This is a genomic window from Chryseobacillus diguaensis (assembly GCF_049220665.1).
Classification (GTDB): domain Bacteria; phylum Bacillota; class Bacilli; order Bacillales; family Bacillaceae; genus Metabacillus_B.
Genome location: NZ_JBMKNV010000004.1, coordinates 156,976 through 182,816, shown reverse-complemented (window position 1 = coordinate 182,816; position 25,841 = coordinate 156,976). Strand labels below are relative to the sequence as shown.

Here is a 25,841-nt window from a genome sequence, read left to right as displayed (position 1 = left end):
GCTTTTAGACTGTTTATTTCTTTTTTAGTGGACATTTTTCCTACAATCCATCAAAATACAGAATGGCAGGAAGGTGATAGAAACAATGGATAATATGTACATAGAATCAAACCAGAGAACATACAAACACTGGTCAACACTTGAGGATTGCAAGCTTATTAGTCTTCGCGAAGAAGGCTTTAAATACCGCGAGATAGCGAGTAAGCTAGAAAGAACAAAACTCAGTGTAGAAAAACGCTACCGAAAACTAAAAAACCAAAGGAATGATGCTTACTGAAAACCTCTGCTTTTCCTCTTACCCCCCAACAGCTCCTCCAAGGCCGCCAGCTGCTGAAGCAGGAAACTCCTTTTACAAGCGATGAAATCCAAAGCCTGATAGATGAGAATTTAATAGAAACAATACCAGGTGTCATGAAAATTTCAGGCAAATGGTGCTGCAGCAGGTGCGGCCCAGAGCCACAGCGGTTCTTTGCTTCCTTTCACTGCTCCAGCTGCGGAAAGGAATGCTATTACTGCAGAAGCTGCATTATGATGGGCCGCTTAAGCGAATGCACCTCGCTGATCCGCTGGACTGGCCCGCTAGCAGAAAGAAAGGAAGAGACTCATCTCTTACATTGGGACGGCTCTCTTTCTCCGATGCAGACTGCTGCTTCACAAAAAATGGCAGAAGCCGTGCACAATCCGAAAGAGCTTTTAATCTGGGCAGTTTGCGGGGCAGGCAAAACAGAAATTCTTTTTGAGGGAATTCAGGCAGCACTCCAGGCAGGAAAGAACGTTTGTCTTGCAACCCCGAGAACAGACGTTGTACTGGAGCTTGAACCTAGGTTCCGCAAAGTTTTCCCAAGCGTAACGATTTCAGCACTTTACGGAGGCAGCGAGGACCGGTACAAGCCAGCCATGCTGACTCTCGCAACAACACATCAGCTCTTGAGGTATTATCACGCTTTTGATGTCATGATTATTGATGAAGTGGATGCTTTTCCCTACTCGATGGATGCCACGCTTCAGAATGCGGTAAATATGGCAATAAAACCCTTAAGCACCCTCATCTATTTAACCGCAACGCCTTCTTATAAAATGCAGCAGAAGGTAGCCCGAAAAAAAATGGAAGCTATTAAAATACCAGGAAGATATCACGGCCAGCCTCTTCCTGAACCGAGATTTGACTGGGCATGGAACTGGAAAAAGAAGCTTGAAAAAGGAATGCTGCCTGCTTCCGTAGACAAATGGATCAGCAGCCATTTGGCTGAAAAAAAGCAAGCCTTTCTGTTTGTATCGAATATCAATGTTCTGAAAGAAATCACAACTCTTTTGAAAAAAAGAAATCAAGCGATTGAAGGAATTTATGCGGAGGATCCCGAAAGGAAAGAAAAGGTACGGAAATTCCGCACAGGAGAGACTCCTTTAATTGTAACAACCACTATTCTAGAGCGCGGTGTTACGATCAAGAATTCGGATGCAGCAGTGCTTGGTGCAGAAGACTCTGTTTTTACTGAAAGTGCACTCGTGCAAATAAGCGGCAGGGTTGGACGTCACGCCGATTTCCCTTCAGGAGATGTTGTCTTTTTTCATCATGGAAAAACAGAAGCGATGCTTAAGGCAAAAGAACACATTCAAATAATGAATAGACTTGCAGGGAAAAGATAACTTCTCTATTATAATGGTAAAACATGCCATACAAAAATTGGAGGTTATTAATGTGATGGAACAAATCATGGAAGATTTGCTTAAAAGATATCTGGACCGTTTTCAGATGGAGTGCATTTGCAGAAAATGCCAGGATGATGTATTGGCCTTATCTTTAAATCGGGTAAAGCCCAAGTATGTGACGAAGGAATCTGGGGTTTCTTATGTAAAAGCAGCCTATTTTGATCAGCTTGAAATAACATCACTGGTGATCATTCTTGCAGAGTGTGCCAAAATGGTTTCTGAAAATCCCAGGTGCGAAAATAGGATCAAGCAATGACATGCCTTTTATGTGACAGCCTTATAAAAGAAGCAGGGACTTGGAAAGGGCTGTTTTTCCTTGAGGAACAGCCATTTGCCTGTGAGGATTGCAGAGGTGGCTTTGAAAGAATTATTGGCAAGATTTGCATTTGCTGCGGCAGAAGCATGCCTGAAGAAAGACTATGCGGAGATTGCCGCCAGTGGGAGAAAACACAAGGATGGAAAGGGCTACTAAAAAAGAACAGATCCATCTATTCCTATAATGAGTTTATGAAAGACACGATTGCCAGATTTAAATATCGCGGTGATGCTGAACTTGTTAAGCTTTTTTCAAGTGATTTGAAGAAGGCATTTAAAAAACATTTTACAGAGACCGACTTAATTGTCCCCATACCGCTATCACTTGAGAGATTATCCGAGCGCGGCTTCAATCAGGCTGAGCTGTTGGCTAAACAGCTTTCTCTCACCATCATTCATCCTCTTACAAGAACTTCCACAGAAAAACAATCGAAAAAAACCCGGAAGGAACGCCTTCGATCACAACAGCCATTTCAATTAACACCAACTGTAGAAATTCACCAAAAAAATATTTTATTAGTAGATGACATTTACACAACAGGCAAGACCCTTAGGCAGGCTGCCAAACTTCTTTTGGAAAACGGTGCCTTAACTGTCTCCTCCCTCACCTTGGTAAGAGGTTAAAATATTCCGTTCATGTACCGATAAAGAGAGTAGAGTATGATATTAGGAGAATCGGTATGAATGAATTAGCGAATTGTCCAAACTGCAACCAGCTGTTTGTCCAGACACAGTTTAGAACGGTATGCATGGACTGCTATAAAGAAGAAGAGCGAAAGTTTGAAGCTGTTTATGCTTTTTTGAGAAAAAGGGAAAACAGAAGTGCTAATATCGATGAGGTTGTTGAAAGAACAAGTGTAGAAGAAGAGCTTGTCCTCAAATTTATTCGCCTTGGGCGCATTCAAATTTCCAATTTTAAAAATCTCGGATATCCTTGTGAAAAATGCAGGACAATGATTCGGGAAGGGAAAATATGCCTTAGCTGCAAGAAGGATTTGGAAGCACAAATAAGCCAAATGAAACGCGAAGAAAACCACCGGAGCCAAATGGCCCAGAAAACTAAAAAAACCTTCTATGCCAATACTCCCGAAAAATAAAAACGGGCTAAAAATAAAAAAATTCTTGACGATACTAAGAGTAATCAAGAAGTCCGTAATTAAAACAATGGAGGGGTTTTCATGAAAATTAACAATAACAATATTTCCGGAATTAATCCATATCAGCGAAACCTTGATAAAGTTGTCAAGCCGGAAAATACGGTTCAGAAAAAAGATAAAATCGAAATCTCAAGCGCTGCGAAGGAAATGCAGACAAACAGCATTGTTCAGGCTCGCCAGGAAAAGGTAGAAGCCTTGAAAAAGCAAGTAGAAAACGGAACGTACAAAATAGATCCGCAGGCAGTAGCGAACAGCATTGTAGATTTTTACAAAAAGCAGTAACAGGAGTGAGTGGTTATGCCAGCTGAAAAATTAATTGCAAGACTTAAGGAGCTTCTTCAGTTCAATAAGGAGCTCTATCATATGGCGCTAGAAAAAACAGATCTTCTTAAAAAAGACAATGCCGAAGCCTTGAGAAGCCTATTACAGAAGGAACAGACCGTTGTCCGTTCCATTCAGAAAGCAGAGGCGGAAAGAATCAGGATGGCAGCTGAATTTTTAGGAAGAGAGCATAACCTCACTCTGTCCGAATGCATCAATCAAGCAAAAGGTACGGAAAAAGAAAAGCTGTCTGAGCTTCTGGAAGAGTTTATCGAAGTCATGGATAAGCTGAAAACAGCCAATCAGCTGAATCAGCAGCTGTCCCAGCAGGCGCTTCAATTTGTCAGTATGACACTGGATATGCTTCTGCCAAGTGAACAATCACCGAATTACTCTCGCCCAGATCAGCCAATCGAATCGGAGCCGAAGCGGAGATCCCTCTTCGATTTCAAAGCATAACCAACGGAGGAAAAGAAGATGACATCAACTTTTTTTGGCTTGGAAACAGCCCGCAGGGGAATGACAACCCAGCAGGGAGCCTTGTATACAACAGGCCATAACATATCGAATGCCAATACACCAGGCTATACCCGCCAGCGCGTCAATTTCCAGCAAACAGAGCCTTACCCGGCGCCCGGGCTGAATGCATCAAAAATTCCAGGCCAAATAGGAACAGGTGTTGAAGCAGGGTCTGTGGAGCGGGTAAGAGAGGGGATTCTGGATTTGCAGTACCGCGGAGAAAATACAAAGCTCGGCTACTGGGATTCACGCTCTGAAGCCCTTCAGAAGATGGAAGAGATCATGAACGAGCCGTCTGATACAGGCTTAGCGAATACAATGGATCAATTTTGGCAATCTCTTCAGGATCTTGCAGTAAATCCGACAAATGCAGGTGCAAGGGCAGTTGTCCGTCAGCGCGGTGAGGCTGTTTCAGAGACGTTTAATTATTTGTCCAACTCTTTGACCTCTGTTAGAGGCGATTTGAAAAGCGAAGTGGATGTTTCAGCCAAGCAGATTGAATCGATCGGGCGCCAAATTAATAACTTGAACGATCAGATTTCTTCCGTTGAGCCAAATGGCTATTTGCCGAATGATTTGTATGATGAAAGAGATCGTTTAATTGATCAGCTTTCATCCTTAGTAAAGGTAGATGTAACCTATACAGGAAGCGGCGGGAATTCATTGGCGACAGCTCAGGGTGTAGCAACGGTTAAGATTGTTGGAAGCAACAATACGGCTGTTGGGACGCTTGTGGATGGGCCTGGGAAAACTTCTGCTAGTGTTTCTGTTTCTTATAATAGTGATGGCTTGGCATCTGGATTAACGGTCGGAAGCGGAACAGTGAACTTTGATCAATTGGATAAAAGCGGGAAATTGAAAAGTTTAGTAGATTCTTTTGGTTACGTGGAATCTTCTAATAAAAGTCATGGGCTGTATGTTGAAATGCAGGATAACCTGGATACGATGGCTTATAACTTTGCTCAAGAATTTAACAAGGTTCATAAAGCAGGCTACAATCTTACGGATATAAAAAACAATTCACACACTCCAGTTGATTTCTTTGCACCGATGGCTTCTGAAAAGGGAGCTGCGGCGGCCATCAAATTGTCTGATGAAATACTGAATACCACAGATAATATTGCTGCTGCAAGTACCACAAGTATTGGAGATGGAACAAACGCTACACTGCTCGGTAACGTGAAAAGCGGCACCTTTACGATTGGCGGAAAATCAACCTCCTTTCAGAACTTCTACGAAAGTCTTGTCGGCGGAATGGCCGTTGATGCACAGGAAGCAGACAAAATGACACAAAACAGTACAACGTTAACAGATGCAGTCGATCAGCGCAGACAATCGGTCAGCGCCGTATCATTGGATGAAGAAATGACCAATATGGTTCAGTTTCAACACGCATACAATGCGTCTGCCCGGATGATTACCATTCAGGATGAAATGCTCGATAAAATTATTAACGGCATGGGCCTCGTCGGAAGGTAGGTAAAAAATAATGCGCATCACACAAGGAATGCTAGCCCAAAATTCGCTTAGCAACTTAAGTAAAAGCTACGGCAGTATGGACAAGCTCCAAAACCAGCTCTCAACAGGCAAAAAAATCAGCCGCCCTTCTGATGACCCCGTCGTTGCGATGAAAGGGATGTTCTACCGGACAAACCTGACAGAAGTTGAGCAGTTTAAGCGGAATTTATCTGAGTCTTATACTTGGATGGATAACTCTGAGAGCGGGATTGAGCAGGGGACGCAGGTTATCCAGCGTTTTCGTGAGCTGATGGTACAGGCGAAGAATGGTTCGAATAGTGCTGATGATTTGAAGGCTATCGGTACTGAGATGGAGCAGCTGCGTGAGGATTTACAAGGAGTGGCTAATACGCAGGTTGCTGGGAAATATATCTTTAATGGAACAAAGACAGATACACCACCTATTGCAGCTGATGGAACAGTGAAATTCAACACAGATAGTTTTAATATCGAGGTTTCAAAAGGTGTTCAGCTGAAATCAAACGTAGATGGTGTCAATGCTTTCGGCGGGTTAGTAAACGGACAAGACCTTTTCAAAACAATAGGGGATATTATTAATTCCGTTAATAGCAACTCAATGGGAAGCAGTGATCAGCAGCTAGCCGATTTAGATAAACACTTCGATAATATGAGTGCAGAACGTTCAGAACTAGGTGCACGCTACAATCGCCTCGAGCTGATTGATGACAGGGTAAACCAGCAGGAAGTTGTAGCAAACCGAATTCTTTCTGACAACGAAGACGCGGATATTGAACAGGTTATAACGGATTTAAAAATGCAGGAAAGCGTGAATCGTGCTGCTCTAAGTGTTAGCGCGCGGATCATCCAGCCATCCTTGATGGACTTTTTACGATAAGAACAACTCTAGCTATCTTTTATAAAAGATAGCTTTTCTTTTAGGAGGATAAACATGCAGATCCCTCAAATAAGACTCGAAAGCACACAAGGAAGAATTGGACTGACAACCATCCAGCCCAAAATGGAGCAGGAGCAGCCGAAAGCGGATTTATCGATCGAGCAGCCGCAGGCAGAGCTTTCGATTGAAACGATTCCTGCGAAAATGACGATTGATACTACAAAAGCCAGAGCCGACGTGGATTTGAAAAGTGTTTCGAGAAGGATTGCTGAAGCAGCACAGCAAGGATATCAAGACTGGCTAAGCGGTATTTCACGGAGATCGAATGAAGGCGAGCAGCTTATGCGGATTGAAGAAGGCGGCAATCCTATTGCACAACAGGCTGAGACGAACAGTGCATCGCCTATGTATGATTTCAATATCGGTTTTGTTCCCTCTGCAGGGAGCGTAAAAATTGATTTCCAGCCAGCACAGGTAAAGATCGATGTCGTTCCTAGGAAGCCAATCATTAATGTAAAGCAAAACAAGCCCATCTTGAATTATGAACCAGGTAAAGTTCAAGTAAGTCTTGATCAAAGACCAGACCTAAAGATTGATTTTGTTACAGTTGATATCAAGGTATAATGTGAGTGAAAGGTCGTGACAGCATGTTAAAAACGAAATATCATGGTGAGATTGAAATAAATGAAGAGCAAATTCTCCATTTTGAAAGTGGAATTCCAGGATTTTTGGAGGAAAAGCAATTTGTGATTCTGCCTTTAAAAGAAGATTCTCCTTTTCTTATTCTTCAATCTGTTGCAACAAGTGAACTGGCTTTCGTTGTAACAAGTCCATTTATTTTCTTTAAAGACTACGAATTCAATTTAGACGACAGCACAGCAGATAAATTAAAATTGGAAAAGCCAGAAGACGTTCAGGTTATGGTCATATTAACACTGCAGGACAAATTCGAGGATTCCACAGCCAACCTTCAGGCTCCAATCGTTGTTAATGAAAAAACAAACCTTGCCAAACAAGTCATTTTGAATGACCCTGCATACAAAACAAAGCACAAGCTAAACTAGGAGGTGGGAGCATGCTAGTACTCACAAGAAAACTAAATGAGTCCATTCAAATTGGGGATAACATTGAAATTAAAATCGTCGCCATTCAAGGCGATCAAATCAAGCTGGGAATCGAGGCGCCAAAACATGTGGAGATTCACAGGAAGGAAATCTACCTTTCCATTCAAGAAGAAAACAACCAAGCTGCTTCCATCTCGGCTAGTATCTTGGACCAATTAAAGAATGTATAACAAAACCTTAGACAAAATGTTTAAGGTTTTTATTTTTTTCTATCAAAAACTATTAAACGGAAATAAGTTCCTGTCGATATAAGAAGTGTAGCAAGTAGCTGAAAAGGCGGCCGACTTTGGAAGCTGCTTGCAAATTCACACGGATGTGAAACCGAAACTCAAGGAGGAAATTTAATAATGAGAATTAATCACAATATCGCGGCTCTTAATACTTACCGTCAATTGGACAGTGCAACTAATGCACAATCTAAATCTATGGAGAAATTGTCTTCAGGTCTTCGTATCAACCGTGCTGGTGACGATGCAGCGGGTCTTGCGATTTCTGAAAAGATGCGTGGACAGATTCGTGGGCTAGATCAAGCTTCTCGTAATGCTCAAGATGGGATATCAATGATTCAAACAGCAGAAGGTGCTTTAAACGAGACTCATGACATTCTTCAACGTATGCGTGAATTATCAGTTCAGGCATCCAACGATACTAACAATACAGACGATCGTCAAGCTATTGGTGATGAATTAGTTCAACTAAAAGACGAAATTAACCGTATTTCTAATACAACTAAATTCAATGGTAAGGGTCTGTTGAATGGTGATCTGTCTACTACTCAAGATCCAACTTCTGGAGCAAAAGCAGGTGTGGCTGCAGGAGCAGACGTAATTTCCAAAATCGATGTTTCGAAAGCAGTTGGTGGCACAACCTATACATTAACTGCAGGTACTGGAGCAGCTGACTTAACGATGACAGCTACTATAGCAGGAAAAACTGTATCTCAAACTGTAACAGTTGGGGCCGATACAAGCGGTAAGCGTAGTATTAATTTTGATTCTCTTGGTATTAGCATTGAAACAGCTGGTACAGATACAGCAGGAAATGTTCGTGATGGTTTAGTTACTGCTTCTACTGTTGAAACTGCAGCAGGTAGCGCTTCAGCTTCCTTCATGATCGGAAGTAATGGAACTGCACAAGAAACTTTAAATGTAAGTTTTACAAAAATGGATGGAACTACATTGGGGTCTGGTGCAGGAAATATGATTTCTGACAAGATTACAACCAATGCTGCCGTAGATAGTAAAACAAAAGCTGATGCATTAACTACTGTTTTGGATGATGCGATTAAAGCTGTTTCTACTCAACGTTCTTCGCTGGGTGCTGCACAAAACCGATTAGAACACACAATTAACAACTTAGGAACATCTTCAGAAAACCTAACTGCCGCAGAATCTCGTATTCGCGACGTAGATTATGCTTTAGCTGCTTAACTAGCAGCAACAAGCACAGTCGTCCTAGCTGGTAACGGCTAGAGATCATAATCGGGTGAATTGCTGGAAACCCCTTAGAGCTTTCTTCCCCACAACGGAGCTGGAAACGGCAAACGTGAAGGGCTGAGAAGAAGAAGGATTGGGCAATCAGCAGCCAAGCTCCTGTCTCGAAAGAGTGGAGAAGGTTCAACGACTAGGGTATACCATCTAAGGCGAAAGCTATGATGATGAAATCCATAGGTGAAGCAATGGTCATCAGCATTGTGAATCCGAAGTGCCCGACCCCTACTGGATGCCAGAGGGTGAAGATATAGTCTGGTCATTTATGAAAGTAAATGTTCGCACGATGGCGAAAGAAATGATGAACCAAACAAAGAATTCTATTCTTTCTCAAGCAGCACAAGCAATGCTGGCTCAATCCAATCAAATGCCTCAGGGAGTGTTACAGCTTCTTCGATAATTTGATTGCAGGGCGTCCAGTTTGGTAATGAACTGGAGAATCACTGGGTGAATTGCTGGAACTTCCTAAAGCTTCTCTCACCACAACGCAGCTGGAAACGGCAGACGTGATGGTTTGAAAAGAAAGAAGATAAATGGATAATCAGCAGCCAAGCTCCTGTCTCGAAAGAGTGGAGAAGGTTCAACGACTAAGATATACCACCTAACGCAATCCTATGGTGATGAAATCTGTAGGGTGGCAAGTGCCATTCGAAGTGCCCAGCTCCTTGTATACGAGGATGAAGATATAGTCTATTCTATCGCTGAAAAGCATAGCGGCAAAGCAAGCCAACCAACAACCACAAGGTGTTCTTCAATTGCTTCGTTAATTTATACAAAGAGGCTCTCAATTTTTGGGGCCTCTTTTTCTATTACCCAGCATAGGTAAACCAGTTGGCTAATTCTAAGTCCTGTCATGGATTGGGCTATCTTTAATTGATCCTGGTGCTTTGGAAGTAAATTGATAGCTTTTCACAGCCTGCTCATTATTCAACATTGAAAGTATAGAGGTTTGGAAAAACAATTTATTGTTTTCTTCCAATCTGAGCAACTTGATGATAATTCGCAATTTTAACAATAGGTTATGAATATCTTTAGTAGGATAATTGATATTTACGTAGGCAGGTAAATAAATGGTCGTTCTTTTATTCGTTTTAAATGGAATAAATTCAGTAAAAGAAAGATCCTTTCTTTCCATACTTGGATGAATAAAGGGACGGATGAGTAAGAGAAAGTAATAGATTTGAGGCTGGTCATAAAGGATTAAACGATTTTGTGCATCAACTTTAAAGCAAAACTGATATTTATCGTAAAGGATTTTTGCCAAATATCTGTTTTCATGTTTGCTAAAAGAGTCAGTAGATAGAATGATCTTTCTTGGGATGCCTTTATCTTTTTTAAGATGACCATCATCTTGATACCACCAACCTAAACATAATGGAGTAAGATATTTATTAATCATCTCTAGAGGAAGAATTTTTTATTATTTGGGTACCAAATTTCTTTTAATAAGTCTGCAGCTTTAGCAACTTTTGATTGGACATAATATTGATCTGTATATCCCTCTTTCACACGAGAATCACTTGTTTTGCGATAAATTGGCTGATTTATGGGGAGGTAAGAATGAAGCTCCTCAAAACAATGAATGCACCAATTATGATCGTTAGCACAATGTGAAAAGCGGAACCTTGGCCTTCTATTATTTTGTATTGCAATATTGGCATCCCCCAATAATTTTCCGGTCATTAACTCAATTCCTCTAGCTGGAAGTATTTTTTCTAATTCAATCAAATCTTTCAAAATGATCCCCCCCTTAAAGAACGTTAATAAAAACTCCTTACTTTTACTATAAGTTTTCCTTCATTTAACCGATATAACGAGTAGAGATTATCAGAGGAGTGTTCCACATGTCAGTAGATCGGATTGCAGCATCACATGTTCCTCACATCCAAGATACGGAAAGAATCAAACCCAAGTTAGATCTAACGAATGAAACAATGACAAATGGTCAAGAAACAGTGAGACCATCAACAAAAGAACAGCTGGAAAAAGCTATTGGCGGAATGAATGATTTTGTCAAATCTGGAAACACCCATCTCCAATTCAAGCTTCATGAAAAATTAAATGAATACTACGTTACTGTAGTAGATGATAAAACAAATGAAGTAGTAAAAGAAATCCCTTCTAAAAAGCTGCTTGATATATACGCAGCAATGACAGACTTTATTGGACTCATGGTAGATAAAAAAATTTAGGAGGTGAGGCATTTTGACAACTCGAATTAGCGGACTTGCTAGCGGCATGGATATTGACCAAATGGTCAGCGATTTGATGAAGGTGGAACGTGTTCCCCTTGATAAAATGAAGCATAACAAACAAACGCTTGAATGGCAGCGGGATGATTACCGTGATATGAATAAGCTTCTGAATGATCTTGATCAGCAGATTTTCAACGGAATAGGAATGCAAAGCTCATTCCTGAAAAAGTCAGTAACAAGTTCGGATGATTCAAAAGTTTCCGCTAAGGCTATCAATGCAGCGAGCAACTTTACCTCTTCTGTTGAAGTAACTCAGCTTGCCAGTTCTGCTTCATGGGTATCTGATAAGGCTCCAAGTTTTACAGCAGGTACAGCAACAGAATTAACTTTTAATGTGATGGATCCTGGGACCACTGCTGCCAGGACAGTGAGTATTTCTATTAGTGCTACAGACACAATTGATAATGTCATCTCAAAAATTAATTCATCCTCACTTGGAGTTTCTGCAATGAATGAAAGTATTCAGGTGGGAACTGCCCCGGATCCAAAGGATAACACGAAAACAATACCCGTATATGATCAAAGAATCGTTTTCACGAATAATCAAACGGGAAAAGGGGCTTCCATTTCCACAACTGATCCTGCTACAAAAACTTTTTTATCGAACCTTGGCTTTGATACTAGCAGTGATGCTCTTAAGGTCACTGATGGGCAAAACGCAGTAGTAAAACTCAATGGCTTCCAAATGGAAAAATCCTCAAATACTTTTACAGTTAACGGAGTAGAATACACGCTTAAACAGCCAACTACGGGTCCTGTTTCAGTATCTAGTACCACTGATGTAGACAGCATCCTTGATACAATTACTCAGTTCGTAGCAAAGTACAACGATACCATTGATAAAATAAACAGCAAAGTATCAGAGGATCGGAACAGGGATTATCCACCGCTAACGGATGACCAGAGAACATCACTGACAGATACACAGCAGCAGCAATGGGAAGAAAAAGCAAAAAGCGGGATGCTTCGAAACGACACACTTTTAACTGGCGGGTTAAATAGTCTGCGTACTAATATGTATGCACCGGTAAATAGTTCTACCAATATCTCAGGCTACAATCAACTTTCTGAAATCGGGATTACCACTTCTCCTAATTATCAGGACAAAGGGAAATTGATTATAGATGAAACTAAGCTTCGGCAAAAAATTCAGGAAAATCCGAATGCTATTTATCAGCTCTTTAACGCTGATGGAGGAACGGATGATACCAAAGGAATCGGAAAACGTCTGCGTGATTCAATAAAAGATACCATTACCAAAGTAGAAAACAAAGCCGGCAACACTCTTATGACAAGTCAATCGTTCACGATTGGTAAAAATCTGACTGACCTCGATACTCAGATTAATGATTTTAATGCGCGAATGACTCAAGTCGAAGACCGCTACTACCGCCAATTCACTGCGATGGAAACGGCCATTTCAAAAGCCAACCAGCAGTCAGCCTACATCACAAACAATTTTGGCGGCGGACAATAAGAAATTAGGAGATTAAAAAATGGCTCTAACTAACCCATATCAAGCCTATCAGCAAAACTCTGTTACGACAGCATCTCCTGGAGAGTTAACATTAATGCTATATAACGGCTGCTTGAAGTTTTTAAAGCAAGCCCGTGCTGCAATTGAACAAAAGAATATTCAGGAGAAGAATACAAACTTAATTAAAGCCCAAAAGATTATTCAGGAACTAATGGTCACGCTTAACATGGACATGGATGTTTCCGAAAATCTATTGGCACTTTATGATTATATGAATCGCCGTTTGATTGAGGTTAACATGAAGAATGACCTTGACATCCTTGCTGAGGTTGAAGGCTATGTAGTGGAATTCCGCGATACTTGGAAAGAGGTTGTTCAATTGAACCGCAAGCAGCAGTTCGGGAATGGCGGGCAAATATAGTGAGTGCCGTACAGCAGCTTTTTGACAAAACGAAGGAGCTTGTGGAGCTTGTTCACCAGCCTGCCGGAAAAAGTGAGCGTGAAGATCTTATTCAGAAGCTTGATGATCTCTTAGTTCAGCGCGAAACCTTTATTCTTCAGCTTTCTGCACCTTTTACTGAGCTTGAAGAAAAACAGCTGGAGCAGGTTGCCGAATGGAACATCGAATTGGTTGAAAAGATGACCGTTGTAAAGGAAGAAATACAAAAAGACTTAATCGATGTGAAAAAAGCGAAGACTCATACCGTGAAATATGTGAATCCATATCAGTCTGTCTCCGTTGATGGGATGTTTTATGATAAACGGAATTAATAGTGAATTAAAGCCTTGATAAGCTAGCTGCCTATCAAGGTTTTTTTAGATGATTGATGAAAAACCGTCTGAACATACTCATTAAAGATATTTTGGAGGATAATACCTTTTTGCAAGAAGCTTTCCTATTTGAATTTCATTTAGCCAGCTTAGTAAAGATGAATATTTTAATAGCTGAGGATCGGGATTTATCTGATTCTTTTAATAGACCCAAATATAGCTATCCTACCTACCAAGGCCTGTTAGATGATGAGTTGATTAACTCTGAAGTGAATAGTCAGTTTTATCAAATTATTACTTACCAAAATGAATTGAAAGAGATTGCACTAAGCAGACAGCAAATGATTGGATAAATAAAATAAGAAGATAGGTTAAAAAGGCTAACTACTTTCAAGTGGTTAGTCTTTTTTGCTTATCTTTAAGTTATTGAACAAGAAAAGCAAGGACTTTCCGCAGATTGGGGTATATGGTAAAAAATGATAAAATTTTGTAATAACGGGCATTTTTTCAACCAAATCACCTCCAGATATACATAAAAGAACCTATATAAAGGAGTTGTGCTTTTTAAAAATGGCGGCTATGAAGATCTACGAAGCGAAGACATTATCGTCGGCGACGGAGGAGCGGGCCAAACAGTATGAAAATTTAAAAGCCCAGCTGAATAAATTGAAGCAGCAGTTTCAGGCTATTGTTGATAACAATGACTTTCAAGGAGCCGGTGCCGTAGCCATTAAAGGATTTTACCAGGCACAAATTGATGTGCTGAACATTTGGGTGCAGCTGACAGAAGCAAACATCAAGTTTTTTAAAGGTCTCCCGGGGGATCTCGAAGGTGCAGACCTCACTGGAGACACGATCGTCCACTCGAATATACTTGAGCATAATCTGGAACAATCCATTCGGAATAACAAAACCATGGTATCCCAGCAGCAGGAAGACCTGCAAAGCATCTTCGATGAAATAAGAGACCTCATTTCCCTTCACGTTTTCTCAGAAGAAACCTTTCTGGATCAGATTGAAAAAGCAGATAAAGAACGGAAAGACGCCCTGCAAAAGCTGAATGAGCTCGATCAGCAGCTGTCAAATGAATATACGGGATTGAATTCAATTGAAACGCGGATACAAGGAATGTATTCGGCTCTACTGAATGCGTCAAACAAGGGCCAGGAAGTATCACCGCTCTTCTTTGACAGTAAAGCCTACAAAAACAGTGAAATGTACAAGGTCAACGAGGAAGCATCCAAGCAGGCAGCAGATTACATCAAAGCCAAAGATGAGCAAGCAGAAGCCAGAAAAGTCGAAAAAGCCATGATCGAAAAAGAAAACCGCCCATGGTATCAAAAGGGCTGGGATATGGCCTCCGACTTTGTCGGTGAAGCCTCCGGTTATTATGACACAGTGCGTGCCACCACAGGTGTCGACCCTGTAACAGGCAGAAAGCTAAGTGCAGCCGAGCGAATCGCAGCAGGAGCTATGGCAGCTGCTGGATTTATACCAGTTGTCGGCTGGGCGGGACGTCTTGCAAAAGGCGGGAAGGCGATCTATGCAACGGTAAAAGGAGTTACTACTGCTTCGAAAGCGTTGGATGCCTATAAAACGGCTAAAGGAATGCAGATCCTTGGTAAAGCTGAAAAAGGAATATATGGACTAATAAGCGGAAACGGTTTAGCCGAGGGTATTACCGGTAAGGACATGTTTGGTAATCAGCTGACTGAAGAACAAAGGAAGAATAGCCTGCTTACTGGTTTTTCGATTTTGGGGCTTGGCGGAGCTGCCGCTGCGTTTGATAAGTATGGGCATAAGATACCTCATATGAAGTTTCCATTTAGCTCCGAGCACGCGGCAAAAATGAAGGACATGGGCAATGATATATTGAATAAAATAAAGACCCATATCGGAAATTTGAATACACCGATATTTGTAAAACATGAGCTGGCCACACCAATGGGTTCAGTCAATCATTGGACAGTTGAGAGCCGGAAGCTTAATGAAGTGGCGCCACGGATGTTTTCGGTTAATACTGGGACTACGGGTACGGGTAAAAACATTACGCAGGGTGCAAGATATGGCGAAAGGAAAATTTCCGATGAAACATATACTAAATTAAGAAGAGCATCGCCATCTTCTAAAATACAAAGAGAAGTTAACAAAAATATTGATGATATAATTGGAACTGAGGATTTTGCTTTACCTGGAAAAATAATTGATAAAAAACTGCATGCAGACCATATTGTTTCTCTAGAGAAAATAGCTCGTTTGGAAGGTTTTGAGACATTAACTTACAAACAACAGAAGGAAATTGCCAATTTTGTAGAAAATTTTATCGGTCTCAGTGAAGCAGCTAATACATCAAAAGGTTCAAAATCATTTGCGGATTGGTACATCTACAAAAAAGAAAATATTCCGGTAAATCCTGTATTTAGGGAAAAAATGATATTAAAAGAAAAAGAACTAGAAATTGAGATCCAAAAGATGATAGATGAATTTAATAGGATAAATAAAAAGGAGTGATTTCGGGTGGATAAATTATCTTTTTTAAAACAATACAGAAAAAGTATAGAGTTTGTATCTAACAGAGACTTCCTCAATATTGAAAAGGAAAATATGCCTGAAAAATGGATAGAGATATTTAAAGAAACAGATAAAACTAGAAAGAAAGATAAATTAATAGCTTTATGGAATAGTGTGTGTGAAAAAGAATTGAGTAATACTATATCATACTTGAAAGAGAATTTATTAGAATTTGAACTAATTGTAGATAATGGACAATATGCAGTACTATACAGCGTAAAAAGTGAAAATGACGAAATTCTTTATTACGAAGGTGGTATACCGACCAATTCTATTTATATTTCAGAAATACAACAAGATTGGTCAAATGTTCCGGAATCTATTAAGGAGTTCTATGAAAAGTTACACAATGGGTTTTATTATCTGCCAAGTAGAGCTATGGGACTTGTACCAGTAGAACGCACTACTCATTTTGAGGAACATGAATGGGGAATACTTGAAGAATTAGATGAACCGTTAGGAATTAATATGGCTACAACATATGGTTTTTTTGAAAATGGCATGGGGGGATATGTTGCTATAGATTTAAACAACTGTATAGATGATGTAGCGACATTATGGTTTACCAATGATAAGCCTGAATATAATGTGAATTTCTGGGATATTGTAGATGAATGGATTGTAATAGGGCTTCAAGACAATTAAAAAATAAATGTGAATATATTTGGATTGTTGAAGATTTTACCACCTTCTGAAATATTGTTACATGGAACAAGACAGAAACTTACGAAATTAAACAGGCTTGTGTGTTTATAGATAGAATTAGTAATTAATTACTTTATTAGCTAACCATAAAGCACTTGATTGCCTTTTAGGTAACAGGTGTTTTTGTTTTTTAAGAGATATTTAAGCTTTGTACGACATGAATGATGTTTTACTGAAATTAATAGCTCGTGAAGGGGGTGAAAAGAACGATAATTAGGCGAGATAACATTTTATATGGTAGGGGCTGCTAATGATATGGATTGGGTTACAAAATAACGAGAATGACAAAGCCTGTTGCGATAAACAGCAAGATGACCTGCAAAGTAACTTCGACAAAATAAAATACCTCATGTCATTCCAAGTTTTCTCGGATGAAGACTTTTTGGATCACATGGATACAGTAGATAAAGAACGGAAAGACGCCCTGCAAAAGCTGAATGCGGTCGATCTGCAGCTGTCTACTGTAAAATTCAACTGAAACGCGGATACAAGGAATGTATTCGGCTCTATTGAATGCGACAAATAAAGGCCAGGAAGTATCGCCGCTCTTCTTCGACAGTAAAGCCTACAAAAATAGTAAAATGTACAAGGTGAATGAGGATGCTTCCAAACGGGCCGCTGACTACATCAAGGACAAGAATGAACAAGCCGAAGCGAAAAAAGTCCAAAAAGCCATAAATTGAAAAAAAAAACCGCCCTTGGTACCAAAAAGGCTGGGATATGGCCTCCGACTTTGTCGGTGAAGCCTCCGGTTATTATGATGGAATTCGCGCCACTACTGGGGTAGATCCTCTAACAGGAAGTTTATGAATTGTAAAGTAATCTAAGGAGATTGCAAGAGAATGGTTACCATTATATCCTAGTCAAGGTGCAACGATAGAACTTTGGGAAAGAAAGCTTAACAGAAAAATAATTGTAGGTGGGAGGTAAGTTCTTATGAATGAGGAAGATATTAATTTCCTTGAACAGTTACATTATAATACAGATAAAAACTATATAATGAGTAAGTTAACAAATACAAATAACTCTTTATTACTGCATTACTTTGCTGCAAATCATAATTGGAATAGTGGATTTGATGTACCAACAGTTATTCTTGAAAATGAGGCTTGTGATTTCGGCACGGGTTTACTAATGTTTCATTATGCAGACGGATATCATATGTTAGAAAATCCGGATGAAGTTTCAAATTCTTCATTAGAGGACTGGAAAGATTTTTTAGGTAAGATTTATAATAAACTAATAAACTTCGAATTTAAATCTCAAAATATTTACTTCGACCCTGAATTAACAAAAATTCAAAAATATAAATAGAAAAAGAGTAATCCAAACATTCCTGATATTCTCATTAGTAAATCGCCAGGAGAAGTGGTTGATATTCCTAAAATATAATATGTGATTGATTAGGAGTGGTTTAAAATGAATCAATTTGATAATTTGAGTGTGGATGCCAAATTAGTGTATCTATTGTCACTGACTTAATTATCGAAAAGATTTCACAATCTAGGGCTATGAAGTGACTGTTGAGTCATTCAAAAAAGGTTGGGAATGGGTAAAATTTAATAATATTGAGGCATACAGCCTTTATTAATATTTGGAAAAACATTTATGACTTAAATGCAATTCGAGAAGGATAGTGATCGGGAAAAAGTAAGGATATGTTTATGGAATTCTCTAATATGGGAGGCTTATCAATATGAAAAAGAGAAATATCTCCCACAGCCTCTTTAAAATGTTGATATGAGACTGTCGATAGCTTTATAACAAATTTTAATAAAGAAAGTATATGAGAGTAAGAGTTTAGCAGAATATTAATTCAATAAAGACTTTATTAATGGCTGTATGAGAAATAAAATTAATGGTATGACTAATTCTTTGGTAACTCAATTAACTACCCTCATAAGAAAAACCTTACAATACAAACACACTGGATAAACTTACTCTATTTTCAATGGTTTTCTAATGAATCTGGTCTTAATGAAGTCCTAACGAAAAATGGGTTAATTTTTACAGATACTTTTTTCGGTGGAATCTCTTTCAGTACGCTTGCCCACTCAGTCTCCATCTTTTACCACTCCCCACCAGAGCGATTGATTTGCCTATTCTGAGCAAGCAAATTATCAATATCTCCTGAACCAAGAAACTGATTTCCTAGCAAGTGTCCACCATCATCATCAAACAACCTATCTTCTCTCCAGGTTATGCTCCAGTGTATTTCTATGAACAATTGTGACTCATCAAAATTCGGGTAGTGACAGGCACTTCGATTTTAAGGGATGCAAAAAAGGCTCATTCCACCTTCAGAGAAGTATATGGATTAGTTAGATACCAAGAAGAGAGTATCATAAATACGAATCTTCCTACCGAGACAAAAGAATTTCTATCTATAGCTGGAATGCCCGAGTCTGCACCCCCTTTCTTAACCTTTGAACCAAGCAGCCTAGGCGGGGGCGAAATTGTAATAAATAAGTACGAAATAGAGGACAGCAAATTTGATCATTTGATATACCTTGGTTACACAGGTTCGAATGACCCTATCTGTGTTTCAGAAATTAATGGAGAAGTAGTTTGCTTAGATTATGATAATAATTTTAATAGTATATTCATCAATTCCTCTGTTAATCAATTCGCAGAATCACTTATAATCTATACAAAATTTATAAATACTATAAAAGAGATTAACGGAAGGCAGGCATATTTAGAAAAAAATGCACCACGAGAATCTATTAGTAACCTTCAAATAGAATTAAAAAGAGTCGATGAAAATTCTATTTTGGAAAATAGCTTTTGGAAAGAAGAGGTAGAATCCTACAATAGAGATTAATAGAAGTATGCCTCGAATGACTAAAGTCAAAGTCATTTAAGTTTTTGAAGAAGGCATGTTCATTAACTTGATTGTGTAAGTTCGGTATGGGCGATAGGATATCCCAACCTTTATAAAAGCCATCAAAAATTGAGGCAACTTTCTCAATTTGTTAAGGGCCAGGAAGTATCACCGCTCTTCTTCGACAGTAAAGCCTGCAAAAACAGTGAAATGTACAAGGTCAATAAGGAAGCTTCCAAGTAGGCAGCTGACTACATCAAGACTAAGGATGAACAAGCTGAAACAAGATAAGTTGAAAAAGCGATGATCGAAAAGGAAAATCGCCCTTGGTACCAAAAAGGATGGGATATGGCTTCCGACTTTGCGGTGAAGCTTCCGGTTATTATGACAAAATCTTGGACAAGAGGCCTGAAAAGAAAAAGTACTTGAACTCCATAAACAAGGGCTATCAAGGCAGGAAGCTAATGAAAAAGCTGAGAAATGGTTAACTACTCAAGCTGCCTTACATAACCCTGATCAGATTGCTGGAGTAATCCACTTAACATCGGGGGTAAGGGTGACAAAAGAATAAATTCCTCTATAGGTTAACAATGGAAGTACAGAATTGATATAGTAGACCAACATATAAGGGACATTGCACATAGCATGAGTGAAACTGAAAAAAAATCAACACAACATATTTAAAAGTCTCACATATTAATTCATGCTTAGGGGAGAAAAATATGATAAACAATGTTCTTGGAAAATTTAAAAAGAATAAGAGCATCTCGAAAGAAGTTATAAATAAATATGAGGGAAAAATACCAGACCAAGTATTGGGAATGTGGAGAAGTTTAGGTGAGGGATCTATATTAGAAGGATATTTAAAAGTAATTAATCCTGAAATCTTCGGAGAACTTTTAAATGAGGTTTATACGCGAAGCGAAGATGCCGTTCCGTTATTTATTACTTCAATGGGAGATATTATAGTTTGGGAGAAAGAAAGGTACTTAAACCTCTTGAATTTTAGGAAAAATACTGTGAAAGTAATCTCTGCTGGTTTTGATTTTTTCTTTGAAGATTTAAACGATAAAAGTTTTATTGATGAAGAATTAGATTGGCAGCCTTATCCCGAAGCAGTTGAAAAGTATGGTGAACCTGATTATGATGAATGTTTTGGCTATGCACCGATTTTCGGATTGGGAGGGCCAGAAAAAGTAGAAAATTTGAAAAGGGTTAAATTAGTAGAGCATATATACTTAATAACACAATTTATGGGACCATTGGAATAATAAGTTTTGTCAATACAGTTATCAATAGAATAGGAAAAGACATTTTTTAAACAAAAATTAAATGATAGTTATTACACCTCGAAGAGCTAAAGTTATTCGAGGTTTTTCTATGGATGTATTAAAGGTAAGTGAAGATATAAAAAATTTTCATATCTGGGTAGTATTAATAATGAAAAAACTCACAAAAATAACAAACGGAAAAAGATACATCGCTAAAGTGGACGAAACACTACAAGGAATGTATTCGGCTCTATTGAATGCGTCAAACAAGGGCCAGGAAGTATCACCGCTCTTCTTTGACAGTAAAGCTTACAAAAACAGTGAAATGTACAAGGTCAACGAGGAAGCATCCAAGCAGGCAGCAGATTACATCAAAGCCAAAGACGAGCAATCAGAAGCCAGAAAAGTTGAAACAGCCATGATCGAAAAAGAAAACCGCCCATGGTATCAAAAGGGCTGGGATATGGCCTCCGACTTTGTCGGTGAAGCCTCCGGTTATTTGACTCTGTGCGTGCAATCACAGGTGTTGATCCGGTAACAGGCAGAAAACTGAGTGCAGCCGAGCGAATCGCAGCAGGAGCCATGGCAGCTGCAGGATTTATACCAGTTGTTGGCTGGGCCGGACGTCTAGCAAAAGGCGGGAAGGCGATCTATGCAACGGTAAAAGGGGTTACTACTGCTTCGAAAGCATTGGATGCTTATAAAACGGCTAAAGGAATGCAGATCCTTGGTAAAGCTGAAAAAGGAATATATGGACTAATAAGCGGAAACGGTTTAGCTGAGGGTATTACCGGTAAGGATATGTTCGGGAATCAGCTTACGGAAGAACAAAGGAAGAATAGCCTGCTTACTGGTTTTTCGATTCTTGGGCTGGGCGGGGCTGCTGCAGCTATTGATAAGTATGGCTATAAGATACCTAAGGCAAAGTTTCCTTTTAGTAAGGAACATATAAAGTTGTTGCAGGATCAGGCGAATGCTGCATTGAATAAAGTGAAGAATAAGGTTGGGGATTTTAAGGTTCCGACACGAATTCACAGCGAAGTGTTAGTAACCTCAACTGGTCAAAAAGTTCCGGTGTTTTCAATTGAAATGACGCCACTTAAAAATAAGTATCCAGGGGCATTTTTATTAAGACGGGAGATAATGTTAAATATAATATAAAATCTATTATTGGAAAAAAAGATCTTGAAGATTATCGAGCGGAACTTAAAGTACCAGAAACTAATACGGTTGCGGTAGGCAAGACAGATATTATTGGATTAGATGGCCAACTATTTAAAGGAGCTTCCCCTGAAGTAAGAAATCAAGCAGAATTACCATCATTAGATGATACTTATCCTAACAGAGAGTTCAAAGCTCCATATGATCATATTAAAAACCCTAAGTTAGCACAGTTTACTAGGCATGCTGAAGAAGGTGTTCTTAACGAGTTTAATGATGCTATAATCAAAAGCGGTATAGATCCCCATGAGGTTATTGGTAATTTGTATATCCATCAGTCAAATCCTAGAGGCGTTTGTAACAAATGTACTAAAGGATTAATTAAAAACTTTCCAGAAAGTGCGGAATATTTTATCAGGCTAGCAAAAAGTTCCCTAATTTAAAAATAATAGTTACATCAGAACTGGATGAAACTATTAAATTGAATGGTATGACATCATTCATTTTACAAAATGGAAAGATAATACTTAAATAATCTTTAAACTAGAGGTGTGAAATGAATATCGATTTAATCTATGACTTAGAGGATAATATTAAAGTTGCTTTTGCATTAGCTATTGCTGAAAAAGCATTTGATGTTATTGAAAAAGATGATGAAAGGTATCTGGATGGAAGAAAAGCTTTAGATACTTGTTGGGCTTGGGTTGAGAGTTACAGTGTATCTGGTGACGAAATATACGAATTGATAGATAATGCAGAGTTTGAAGGGATTTCTGAATTTGCTGAGGATGAAGAAGACTTAAATATTGCTAGAATGTGGTCGTTACTAGTTGATACAGTTGCCTATACAGCTTGGCAAGCTTATAAAAAGGAAAAAACAAAATATTTACCTCAAGCATTGGAAGGAATAAAAGAAGATAGCCTTGATGTATATTATCAAAGTGCACTGGAAACATCTTTTATAACTAATGAACAAATTCAAAATATGAAACGACAATTAATGAAAAATCAACAGTATTTTAATGGAGTTACAATTACGAAAGAAGACTTTTTAATAAAGTTTAAAGTTTGTGAAGCTAACTAATTAAGAATACTATGTATTTGCTTTAAATGTAAATTATTCCGGATAAATTAAACGCTCCAACTATCTGCAGTAAAAAAAGAGGCTTGCCGAATAAGCAAGCCTAAATACTAATTCTCAAAATCATAATATATTTCATCCGCATGCTTCTTATCATTTTCTTTCAGGTAAGCCCAAATAAGCTCAGGCCTCTTAATGAGCAGCCAATCCCCGTGTTTATCAAATTTTCTGGTTGAGGTGGTCATGGAAAATGGAATAGTTCCGAAGGCTTTATAGTTTTTTAATCCCCATATGGACAGCCGTTTGGCAAAATCACAATCTTCCGCCATTAGGATTTCCTCATCAAATCCGTTGATTGCTTCAAAATCCTTTCGGTAGCACCATAAGATCCCTACGGATATCAAGCCGTATTTTAAAAACAAAGGAATGGTCAATGCAGTTACAGAGGCCATAATACCGAGCGACATGCGCTCCAAACTGCCCGTTACTCCCCCGCCGATATATAATCCAGAGGACAAATAATTGTCAATACTCGTTAGGAGGTGTTTGGACATTCGTGTATCAGCATCGATGGTAACCAGGATTTCCCCTTGTGCCAGCTTTGCTCCGGCGTTTCTGATTTTTGACAGATTTTTGTCTTCATTTTTCAAGGTAATGCAATGATAGGATTTTGCTATTTCTTCTGTCCGGTCAGTACAACGGTTTAAAACCACGATAATTTCAACTTGGTCCTTATAAAATTCTGCTGCAGATACAATGGAACCAAGACACCTGCCAATGTACTTTTCTTCATTATGGGCAGGTATGATAATAGAAAACTTAATATTTTCTTCCTTCATAAATTTTCACCCTTTTATTTTGAGATCAAGCTTAATAATAAAATGGAAAAGAAACAGACAATTGATGCAGAAGGAACCGTATGTCCCACTTTTCTATTTTAAAAACTTCTTCATGGAACTCTGGTACCGTTACAAAGGAATAATCATTTTCTAAAAGATATTCGATAATAGATGGCAATGCAGACACCGTATTATCCCGGGGACCGCTTCCAAATTGATCACCATCGTGAAGCAGAATAATATTATGTCTTTTCAGCATTAAAATGACATGCCAATATAAAGAGTTAGAATCCATATCCTGCACCCAATCCCGGCTAGATACATTATATAAAACAGTCGTCATTCCCATTTCTTTAATTTCAGCTGAAGCATGATGATTGATTTCTCCAAAGGGAGGCCGAAATAAATCAGGGGAAATATTAATTATTTCCTTAATCTGGTCAGATGTAGAATGAATTTCTTGCTGAAGCTCTTCGTTTGACAGATGGGTAATATTCGGATGGCTCCATGTATGATTGCCGATCACATGCCCCTCAGCGTGGATTCTCCTGACTATATCCGGGAATTTTTCTGCTGCTGACCCAACTATGAAGAATGTTGCTCTTATTTCATATTTTTTAAGAATATCCAGGATGTCAGTAGTGTATGCCGAAGGTCCATCGTCAAAAGTGAGGCAAATATAACGGGGGGAAAGTTCGTTCATACCATTCAACCTTTTCTAAAGATTTTTGGTTTTTACATTTTTATTTGCTAAACCTTACTCTTGTTATATTCATATGAGGATATTACATAAACGCTTGTACGGATGCCTTGAGTCTTGGAAGGATTCCCAAAAGCTCTTTTCTTAAGGCTCTTTTCTTAGGCTTTGTTGTTTTCCTAACTCTTTTACATAAATAAATCTCCCAGTTAGACGGAAATTTTAAGAAAAGATACCACGAAGCTAATCTTCTTACGTTTTTAAAACCCATACGAATAGCAGCAAACTTTCCGAAAACAGCCTTTTTAAAACTTTTTTTTAACGTCCCTCTTAATGAATTCTGAAAAGGGATATATGTTAAAAAAAACAATAAAACCGCAGACTAAAAAATAGTCTGCGGTTTTCCTATTACCATTTTCTCAGCCCCAGCAGCCTCTCCCCAAGATCCGTCAATTCCGCCCGTCCATATTTCGTCTGTTCCCAGTTCCGAGGGTCACCAGGGAAAGCATCCCCAGCCGGAGAAATACGCTCGCTCCAAGACTCAATCCGAGTCTGCCTAAGCACTTCATTATTTTCCTGAGCAGGAAACATGGAGATGTACTGGGCAATCCGCGGTTTGTCTGAATGATTCGGGCGAATGCCGTGTGCGAGCATGCTGTTAAAGATTAGCAGGTCGCCTGCTTCTGTGACGATTTTTCTTGGGGTGAAACCAGTTGTATCAGGCATATAAGGGTCTCTGTCTTCGGCTTGAGTTTTTACCCACTCGTCAAAATTCCGATACAGTTCTGGAATGTACTGGAAACCTCCCATTTCAGCGTCAGTATCAACAAGAGAGAGGACGCCCTGAACGTTTACAGGAATCGGATCAGATGCGGTGTTCACATCCCAGTGAATAAAGCCCTTATATTCATGACCTGGTCTCATTGGCAGATTTAAGTTGCAGCGGTCAATGCTTGCCCACAGTTGTTCGGTTCCCCAAATATCAACGAAGGCATTGTAAACACGCTCATTCATGCGGTTATCCCATAAGTATTGATGATTATAAAGCTCGACCATTCCGGTATTCGTAAGCTCCTGCATTTTCATTTCACGGCTTGGGCTGGTATACCAGGTTGAGGAATCCTCAGGGTCCTTTTCTTCAAACTCCCAAAATCAGGTTTTTCAGTCTTTCTAGATTTT

Annotated in this window: 34 protein-coding genes and 4 pseudogenes; 33 read left to right on the top strand and 5 right to left on the bottom strand. The window is 39.1% G+C overall.

Translation table 11 applies throughout. The features are described from left to right. The first annotated feature begins 85 nt into the window (after positions 1-85). The 14 genes and pseudogenes from ACOT8F_RS08255 to ACOT8F_RS08190 all read left to right on the top strand — a co-directional run. Positions 86-277 (top strand): hypothetical protein, encoded by a 192-nt coding sequence (locus ACOT8F_RS08255; RefSeq protein WP_421651168.1) that lies wholly within the window; start codon positions 86-88, stop codon positions 275-277. Next, a complete protein-coding gene (locus ACOT8F_RS08250) occupies positions 274-1,647 on the top strand; it encodes an ATP-dependent helicase ComFA (protein WP_489672226.1) in 1,374 nt (457 codons plus the stop codon). The genes ACOT8F_RS08255 and ACOT8F_RS08250 overlap by 4 nt, the downstream gene beginning before the upstream one ends. A gap of 55 nt (positions 1,648-1,702) precedes the next feature. Next, positions 1,703-1,966, top strand: a complete 264-nt coding sequence (locus ACOT8F_RS08245; protein WP_421651493.1) for a late competence development ComFB family protein — start codon at positions 1,703-1,705, stop codon at positions 1,964-1,966. After that, complete coding sequence (locus tag ACOT8F_RS08240) at positions 1,963-2,649, top strand: ComFC family protein (RefSeq protein ID WP_421651165.1); 687 nt, start codon at positions 1,963-1,965, stop codon at positions 2,647-2,649. Before ACOT8F_RS08245 ends, ACOT8F_RS08240 begins: the two co-directional genes overlap by 4 nt. Positions 2,650-2,705: 56 nt before the next feature. After that, positions 2,706-3,122 carry a TIGR03826 family flagellar region protein gene (locus tag ACOT8F_RS08235; protein ID WP_421651164.1) on the top strand — a complete coding sequence of 139 codons (417 nt, stop codon included), beginning with the start codon at positions 2,706-2,708 and terminating at the stop codon, positions 3,120-3,122. Positions 3,123-3,203: 81 nt separating this feature from the next. Next, positions 3,204-3,464: a flagellar biosynthesis anti-sigma factor FlgM gene (gene flgM, locus ACOT8F_RS08230; RefSeq protein ID WP_421651162.1), complete on the top strand. Its 261-nt coding sequence runs from the start codon at positions 3,204-3,206 to the stop codon at positions 3,462-3,464. A 15-nt stretch (positions 3,465-3,479) separates the two neighbouring features. Further along, positions 3,480-3,962, top strand: coding sequence for a flagellar protein FlgN (locus ACOT8F_RS08225; RefSeq protein WP_421651161.1), 483 nt, complete (start codon positions 3,480-3,482; stop codon positions 3,960-3,962). An 18-nt stretch (positions 3,963-3,980) separates the two neighbouring features. Then, positions 3,981-5,501, top strand: a complete 1,521-nt coding sequence (gene flgK, locus ACOT8F_RS08220) for a flagellar hook-associated protein FlgK (RefSeq protein ID WP_421651160.1) — start codon at positions 3,981-3,983, stop codon at positions 5,499-5,501. 10 nt (positions 5,502-5,511) lie between these two features. Continuing rightward, entirely contained in the window at positions 5,512-6,396 is an 885-nt protein-coding gene (gene flgL, locus ACOT8F_RS08215; protein WP_421651159.1) for a flagellar hook-associated protein FlgL, read from the top strand. Positions 6,397-6,450: 54 nt separating this feature from the next. Then, complete coding sequence (locus ACOT8F_RS08210; RefSeq protein WP_421651158.1) at positions 6,451-7,020, top strand: DUF6470 family protein; 570 nt, start codon at positions 6,451-6,453, stop codon at positions 7,018-7,020. Between the two features lie 23 nt (positions 7,021-7,043). Beyond that, positions 7,044-7,460, top strand: a complete 417-nt coding sequence (gene fliW, locus ACOT8F_RS08205; protein ID WP_421651156.1) for a flagellar assembly protein FliW — start codon at positions 7,044-7,046, stop codon at positions 7,458-7,460. An 11-nt stretch (positions 7,461-7,471) separates the two neighbouring features. Then, entirely contained in the window at positions 7,472-7,690 is a 219-nt protein-coding gene (gene csrA, locus ACOT8F_RS08200; protein ID WP_421651154.1) for a carbon storage regulator CsrA, read from the top strand. A gap of 177 nt (positions 7,691-7,867) precedes the next feature. Beyond that, complete coding sequence (locus tag ACOT8F_RS08195) at positions 7,868-8,950, top strand: flagellin N-terminal helical domain-containing protein (RefSeq protein ID WP_421651152.1); 1,083 nt, start codon at positions 7,868-7,870, stop codon at positions 8,948-8,950. 346 nt (positions 8,951-9,296) lie between these two features. Then, a pseudogene (locus tag ACOT8F_RS08190) lies at positions 9,297-9,410 on the top strand (flagellin); the annotation flags it as partial. 441 nt (positions 9,411-9,851) lie between these two features. Here the strand turns inward: ACOT8F_RS08190 and ACOT8F_RS08185 are convergent. Continuing rightward, positions 9,852-10,693, bottom strand: a pseudogene (locus ACOT8F_RS08185) (endonuclease). Positions 10,694-10,854: 161 nt separating this feature from the next. Here ACOT8F_RS08185 and flaG point away from each other — a divergent pair. From flaG to ACOT8F_RS20955, 12 genes are all read left to right on the top strand, one after another. Further along, positions 10,855-11,202 (top strand): flagellar protein FlaG, encoded by a 348-nt coding sequence (gene flaG, locus ACOT8F_RS08180; protein ID WP_421651150.1) that lies wholly within the window; start codon positions 10,855-10,857, stop codon positions 11,200-11,202. A 13-nt stretch (positions 11,203-11,215) separates the two neighbouring features. Continuing rightward, positions 11,216-12,742 carry a flagellar hook-associated protein 2 gene (locus ACOT8F_RS08175; RefSeq protein WP_421651149.1) on the top strand — a complete coding sequence of 509 codons (1,527 nt, stop codon included), beginning with the start codon at positions 11,216-11,218 and terminating at the stop codon, positions 12,740-12,742. A 19-nt stretch (positions 12,743-12,761) separates the two neighbouring features. Continuing rightward, positions 12,762-13,163: a flagellar export chaperone FliS gene (fliS, locus tag ACOT8F_RS08170; protein ID WP_421651148.1), complete on the top strand. Its 402-nt coding sequence runs from the start codon at positions 12,762-12,764 to the stop codon at positions 13,161-13,163. Further along, a complete protein-coding gene (gene fliT / locus ACOT8F_RS08165) occupies positions 13,163-13,513 on the top strand; it encodes a flagellar protein FliT (protein WP_421651147.1) in 351 nt (116 codons plus the stop codon). The genes fliS and fliT overlap by 1 nt, the downstream gene beginning before the upstream one ends. A gap of 53 nt (positions 13,514-13,566) precedes the next feature. After that, the gene (locus ACOT8F_RS08160) at positions 13,567-13,866 is read left to right on the top strand and encodes a hypothetical protein (RefSeq protein ID WP_421651146.1); all 300 of its coding nucleotides are present in this window, start codon (positions 13,567-13,569) and stop codon (positions 13,864-13,866) included. A gap of 217 nt (positions 13,867-14,083) precedes the next feature. Next, positions 14,084-16,024 carry a ribonuclease YeeF family protein gene (locus tag ACOT8F_RS08155; RefSeq protein WP_421651145.1) on the top strand — a complete coding sequence of 647 codons (1,941 nt, stop codon included), beginning with the start codon at positions 14,084-14,086 and terminating at the stop codon, positions 16,022-16,024. A 6-nt stretch (positions 16,025-16,030) separates the two neighbouring features. Beyond that, entirely contained in the window at positions 16,031-16,729 is a 699-nt protein-coding gene (locus ACOT8F_RS08150; RefSeq protein ID WP_421651144.1) for an SMI1/KNR4 family protein, read from the top strand. A 310-nt stretch (positions 16,730-17,039) separates the two neighbouring features. Continuing rightward, on the top strand, positions 17,040-17,267 hold the full coding sequence (locus tag ACOT8F_RS08145) for a hypothetical protein (RefSeq protein WP_421651143.1): 228 nt from the start codon (positions 17,040-17,042) through the stop codon (positions 17,265-17,267). Between the two features lie 16 nt (positions 17,268-17,283). Next, complete coding sequence (locus ACOT8F_RS08140) at positions 17,284-17,472, top strand: hypothetical protein (RefSeq protein WP_421651142.1); 189 nt, start codon at positions 17,284-17,286, stop codon at positions 17,470-17,472. Continuing rightward, complete coding sequence (locus tag ACOT8F_RS08135) at positions 17,468-17,599, top strand: pre-toxin TG domain-containing protein (RefSeq protein WP_421651491.1); 132 nt, start codon at positions 17,468-17,470, stop codon at positions 17,597-17,599. Before ACOT8F_RS08140 ends, ACOT8F_RS08135 begins: the two co-directional genes overlap by 5 nt. A gap of 126 nt (positions 17,600-17,725) precedes the next feature. Next, positions 17,726-18,103, top strand: a complete 378-nt coding sequence (locus tag ACOT8F_RS08130; protein WP_421651141.1) for a DUF4274 domain-containing protein — start codon at positions 17,726-17,728, stop codon at positions 18,101-18,103. Positions 18,104-18,406: 303 nt separating this feature from the next. Then, entirely contained in the window at positions 18,407-18,520 is a 114-nt protein-coding gene (locus tag ACOT8F_RS20955; protein WP_489672224.1) for an Imm6 family immunity protein, read from the top strand. 226 nt (positions 18,521-18,746) lie between these two features. On the opposite strand, the pseudogene ACOT8F_RS08125 reads toward ACOT8F_RS20955, so the two are convergent. Beyond that, a pseudogene (locus ACOT8F_RS08125) lies at positions 18,747-18,983 on the bottom strand (DNA/RNA non-specific endonuclease); the annotation flags it as partial. Positions 18,984-19,040: 57 nt separating this feature from the next. Between ACOT8F_RS08125 and ACOT8F_RS08120 the strand changes: the two are divergent. The 7 genes and pseudogenes from ACOT8F_RS08120 (at position 19,041) to ACOT8F_RS08090 (ending at position 23,129) form a co-directional block, all read left to right on the top strand. Then, positions 19,041-19,613, top strand: coding sequence for an SUKH-4 family immunity protein (locus ACOT8F_RS08120; protein ID WP_421651140.1), 573 nt, complete (start codon positions 19,041-19,043; stop codon positions 19,611-19,613). 303 nt (positions 19,614-19,916) lie between these two features. Further along, complete coding sequence (locus ACOT8F_RS08115; protein WP_421651138.1) at positions 19,917-20,042, top strand: hypothetical protein; 126 nt, start codon at positions 19,917-19,919, stop codon at positions 20,040-20,042. Between the two features lie 40 nt (positions 20,043-20,082). Continuing rightward, positions 20,083-20,184: pseudogene (locus tag ACOT8F_RS08110) on the top strand (polymorphic toxin type 15 domain-containing protein); the annotation flags it as partial. Positions 20,185-20,335: 151 nt separating this feature from the next. Then, positions 20,336-20,884 carry a T6SS immunity protein Tdi1 domain-containing protein gene (locus ACOT8F_RS08105; RefSeq protein ID WP_421651137.1) on the top strand — a complete coding sequence of 183 codons (549 nt, stop codon included), beginning with the start codon at positions 20,336-20,338 and terminating at the stop codon, positions 20,882-20,884. A 169-nt stretch (positions 20,885-21,053) separates the two neighbouring features. Further along, on the top strand, positions 21,054-21,422 hold the full coding sequence (locus ACOT8F_RS08100) for a hypothetical protein (RefSeq protein ID WP_421651136.1): 369 nt from the start codon (positions 21,054-21,056) through the stop codon (positions 21,420-21,422). After that, positions 21,392-22,045, top strand: coding sequence for a pre-toxin TG domain-containing protein (locus tag ACOT8F_RS08095; protein WP_421651134.1), 654 nt, complete (start codon positions 21,392-21,394; stop codon positions 22,043-22,045). The genes ACOT8F_RS08100 and ACOT8F_RS08095 overlap by 31 nt, the downstream gene beginning before the upstream one ends. A 556-nt stretch (positions 22,046-22,601) precedes the next feature. Further along, positions 22,602-23,129 carry an Imm6 family immunity protein gene (locus ACOT8F_RS08090; protein WP_421651133.1) on the top strand — a complete coding sequence of 176 codons (528 nt, stop codon included), beginning with the start codon at positions 22,602-22,604 and terminating at the stop codon, positions 23,127-23,129. A 107-nt stretch (positions 23,130-23,236) separates the two neighbouring features. Here ACOT8F_RS08090 and ACOT8F_RS08085 read toward each other — a convergent pair whose 3' ends face one another. The 3 genes from ACOT8F_RS08085 to ACOT8F_RS08075 form a co-directional block, all read right to left on the bottom strand. Next, positions 23,237-23,965: a glycosyltransferase gene (locus tag ACOT8F_RS08085; protein WP_421651131.1), complete on the bottom strand. Its 729-nt coding sequence runs from the start codon at positions 23,963-23,965 to the stop codon at positions 23,237-23,239. A gap of 31 nt (positions 23,966-23,996) precedes the next feature. Continuing rightward, a complete protein-coding gene (locus tag ACOT8F_RS08080; RefSeq protein WP_421651130.1) occupies positions 23,997-24,668 on the bottom strand; it encodes a polysaccharide deacetylase family protein in 672 nt (223 codons plus the stop codon). A 402-nt stretch (positions 24,669-25,070) separates the two neighbouring features. Further along, complete coding sequence (locus ACOT8F_RS08075) at positions 25,071-25,718, bottom strand: phytanoyl-CoA dioxygenase family protein (RefSeq protein WP_421651129.1); 648 nt, start codon at positions 25,716-25,718, stop codon at positions 25,071-25,073. Positions 25,719-25,841: the final 123 nt, after the last annotated feature.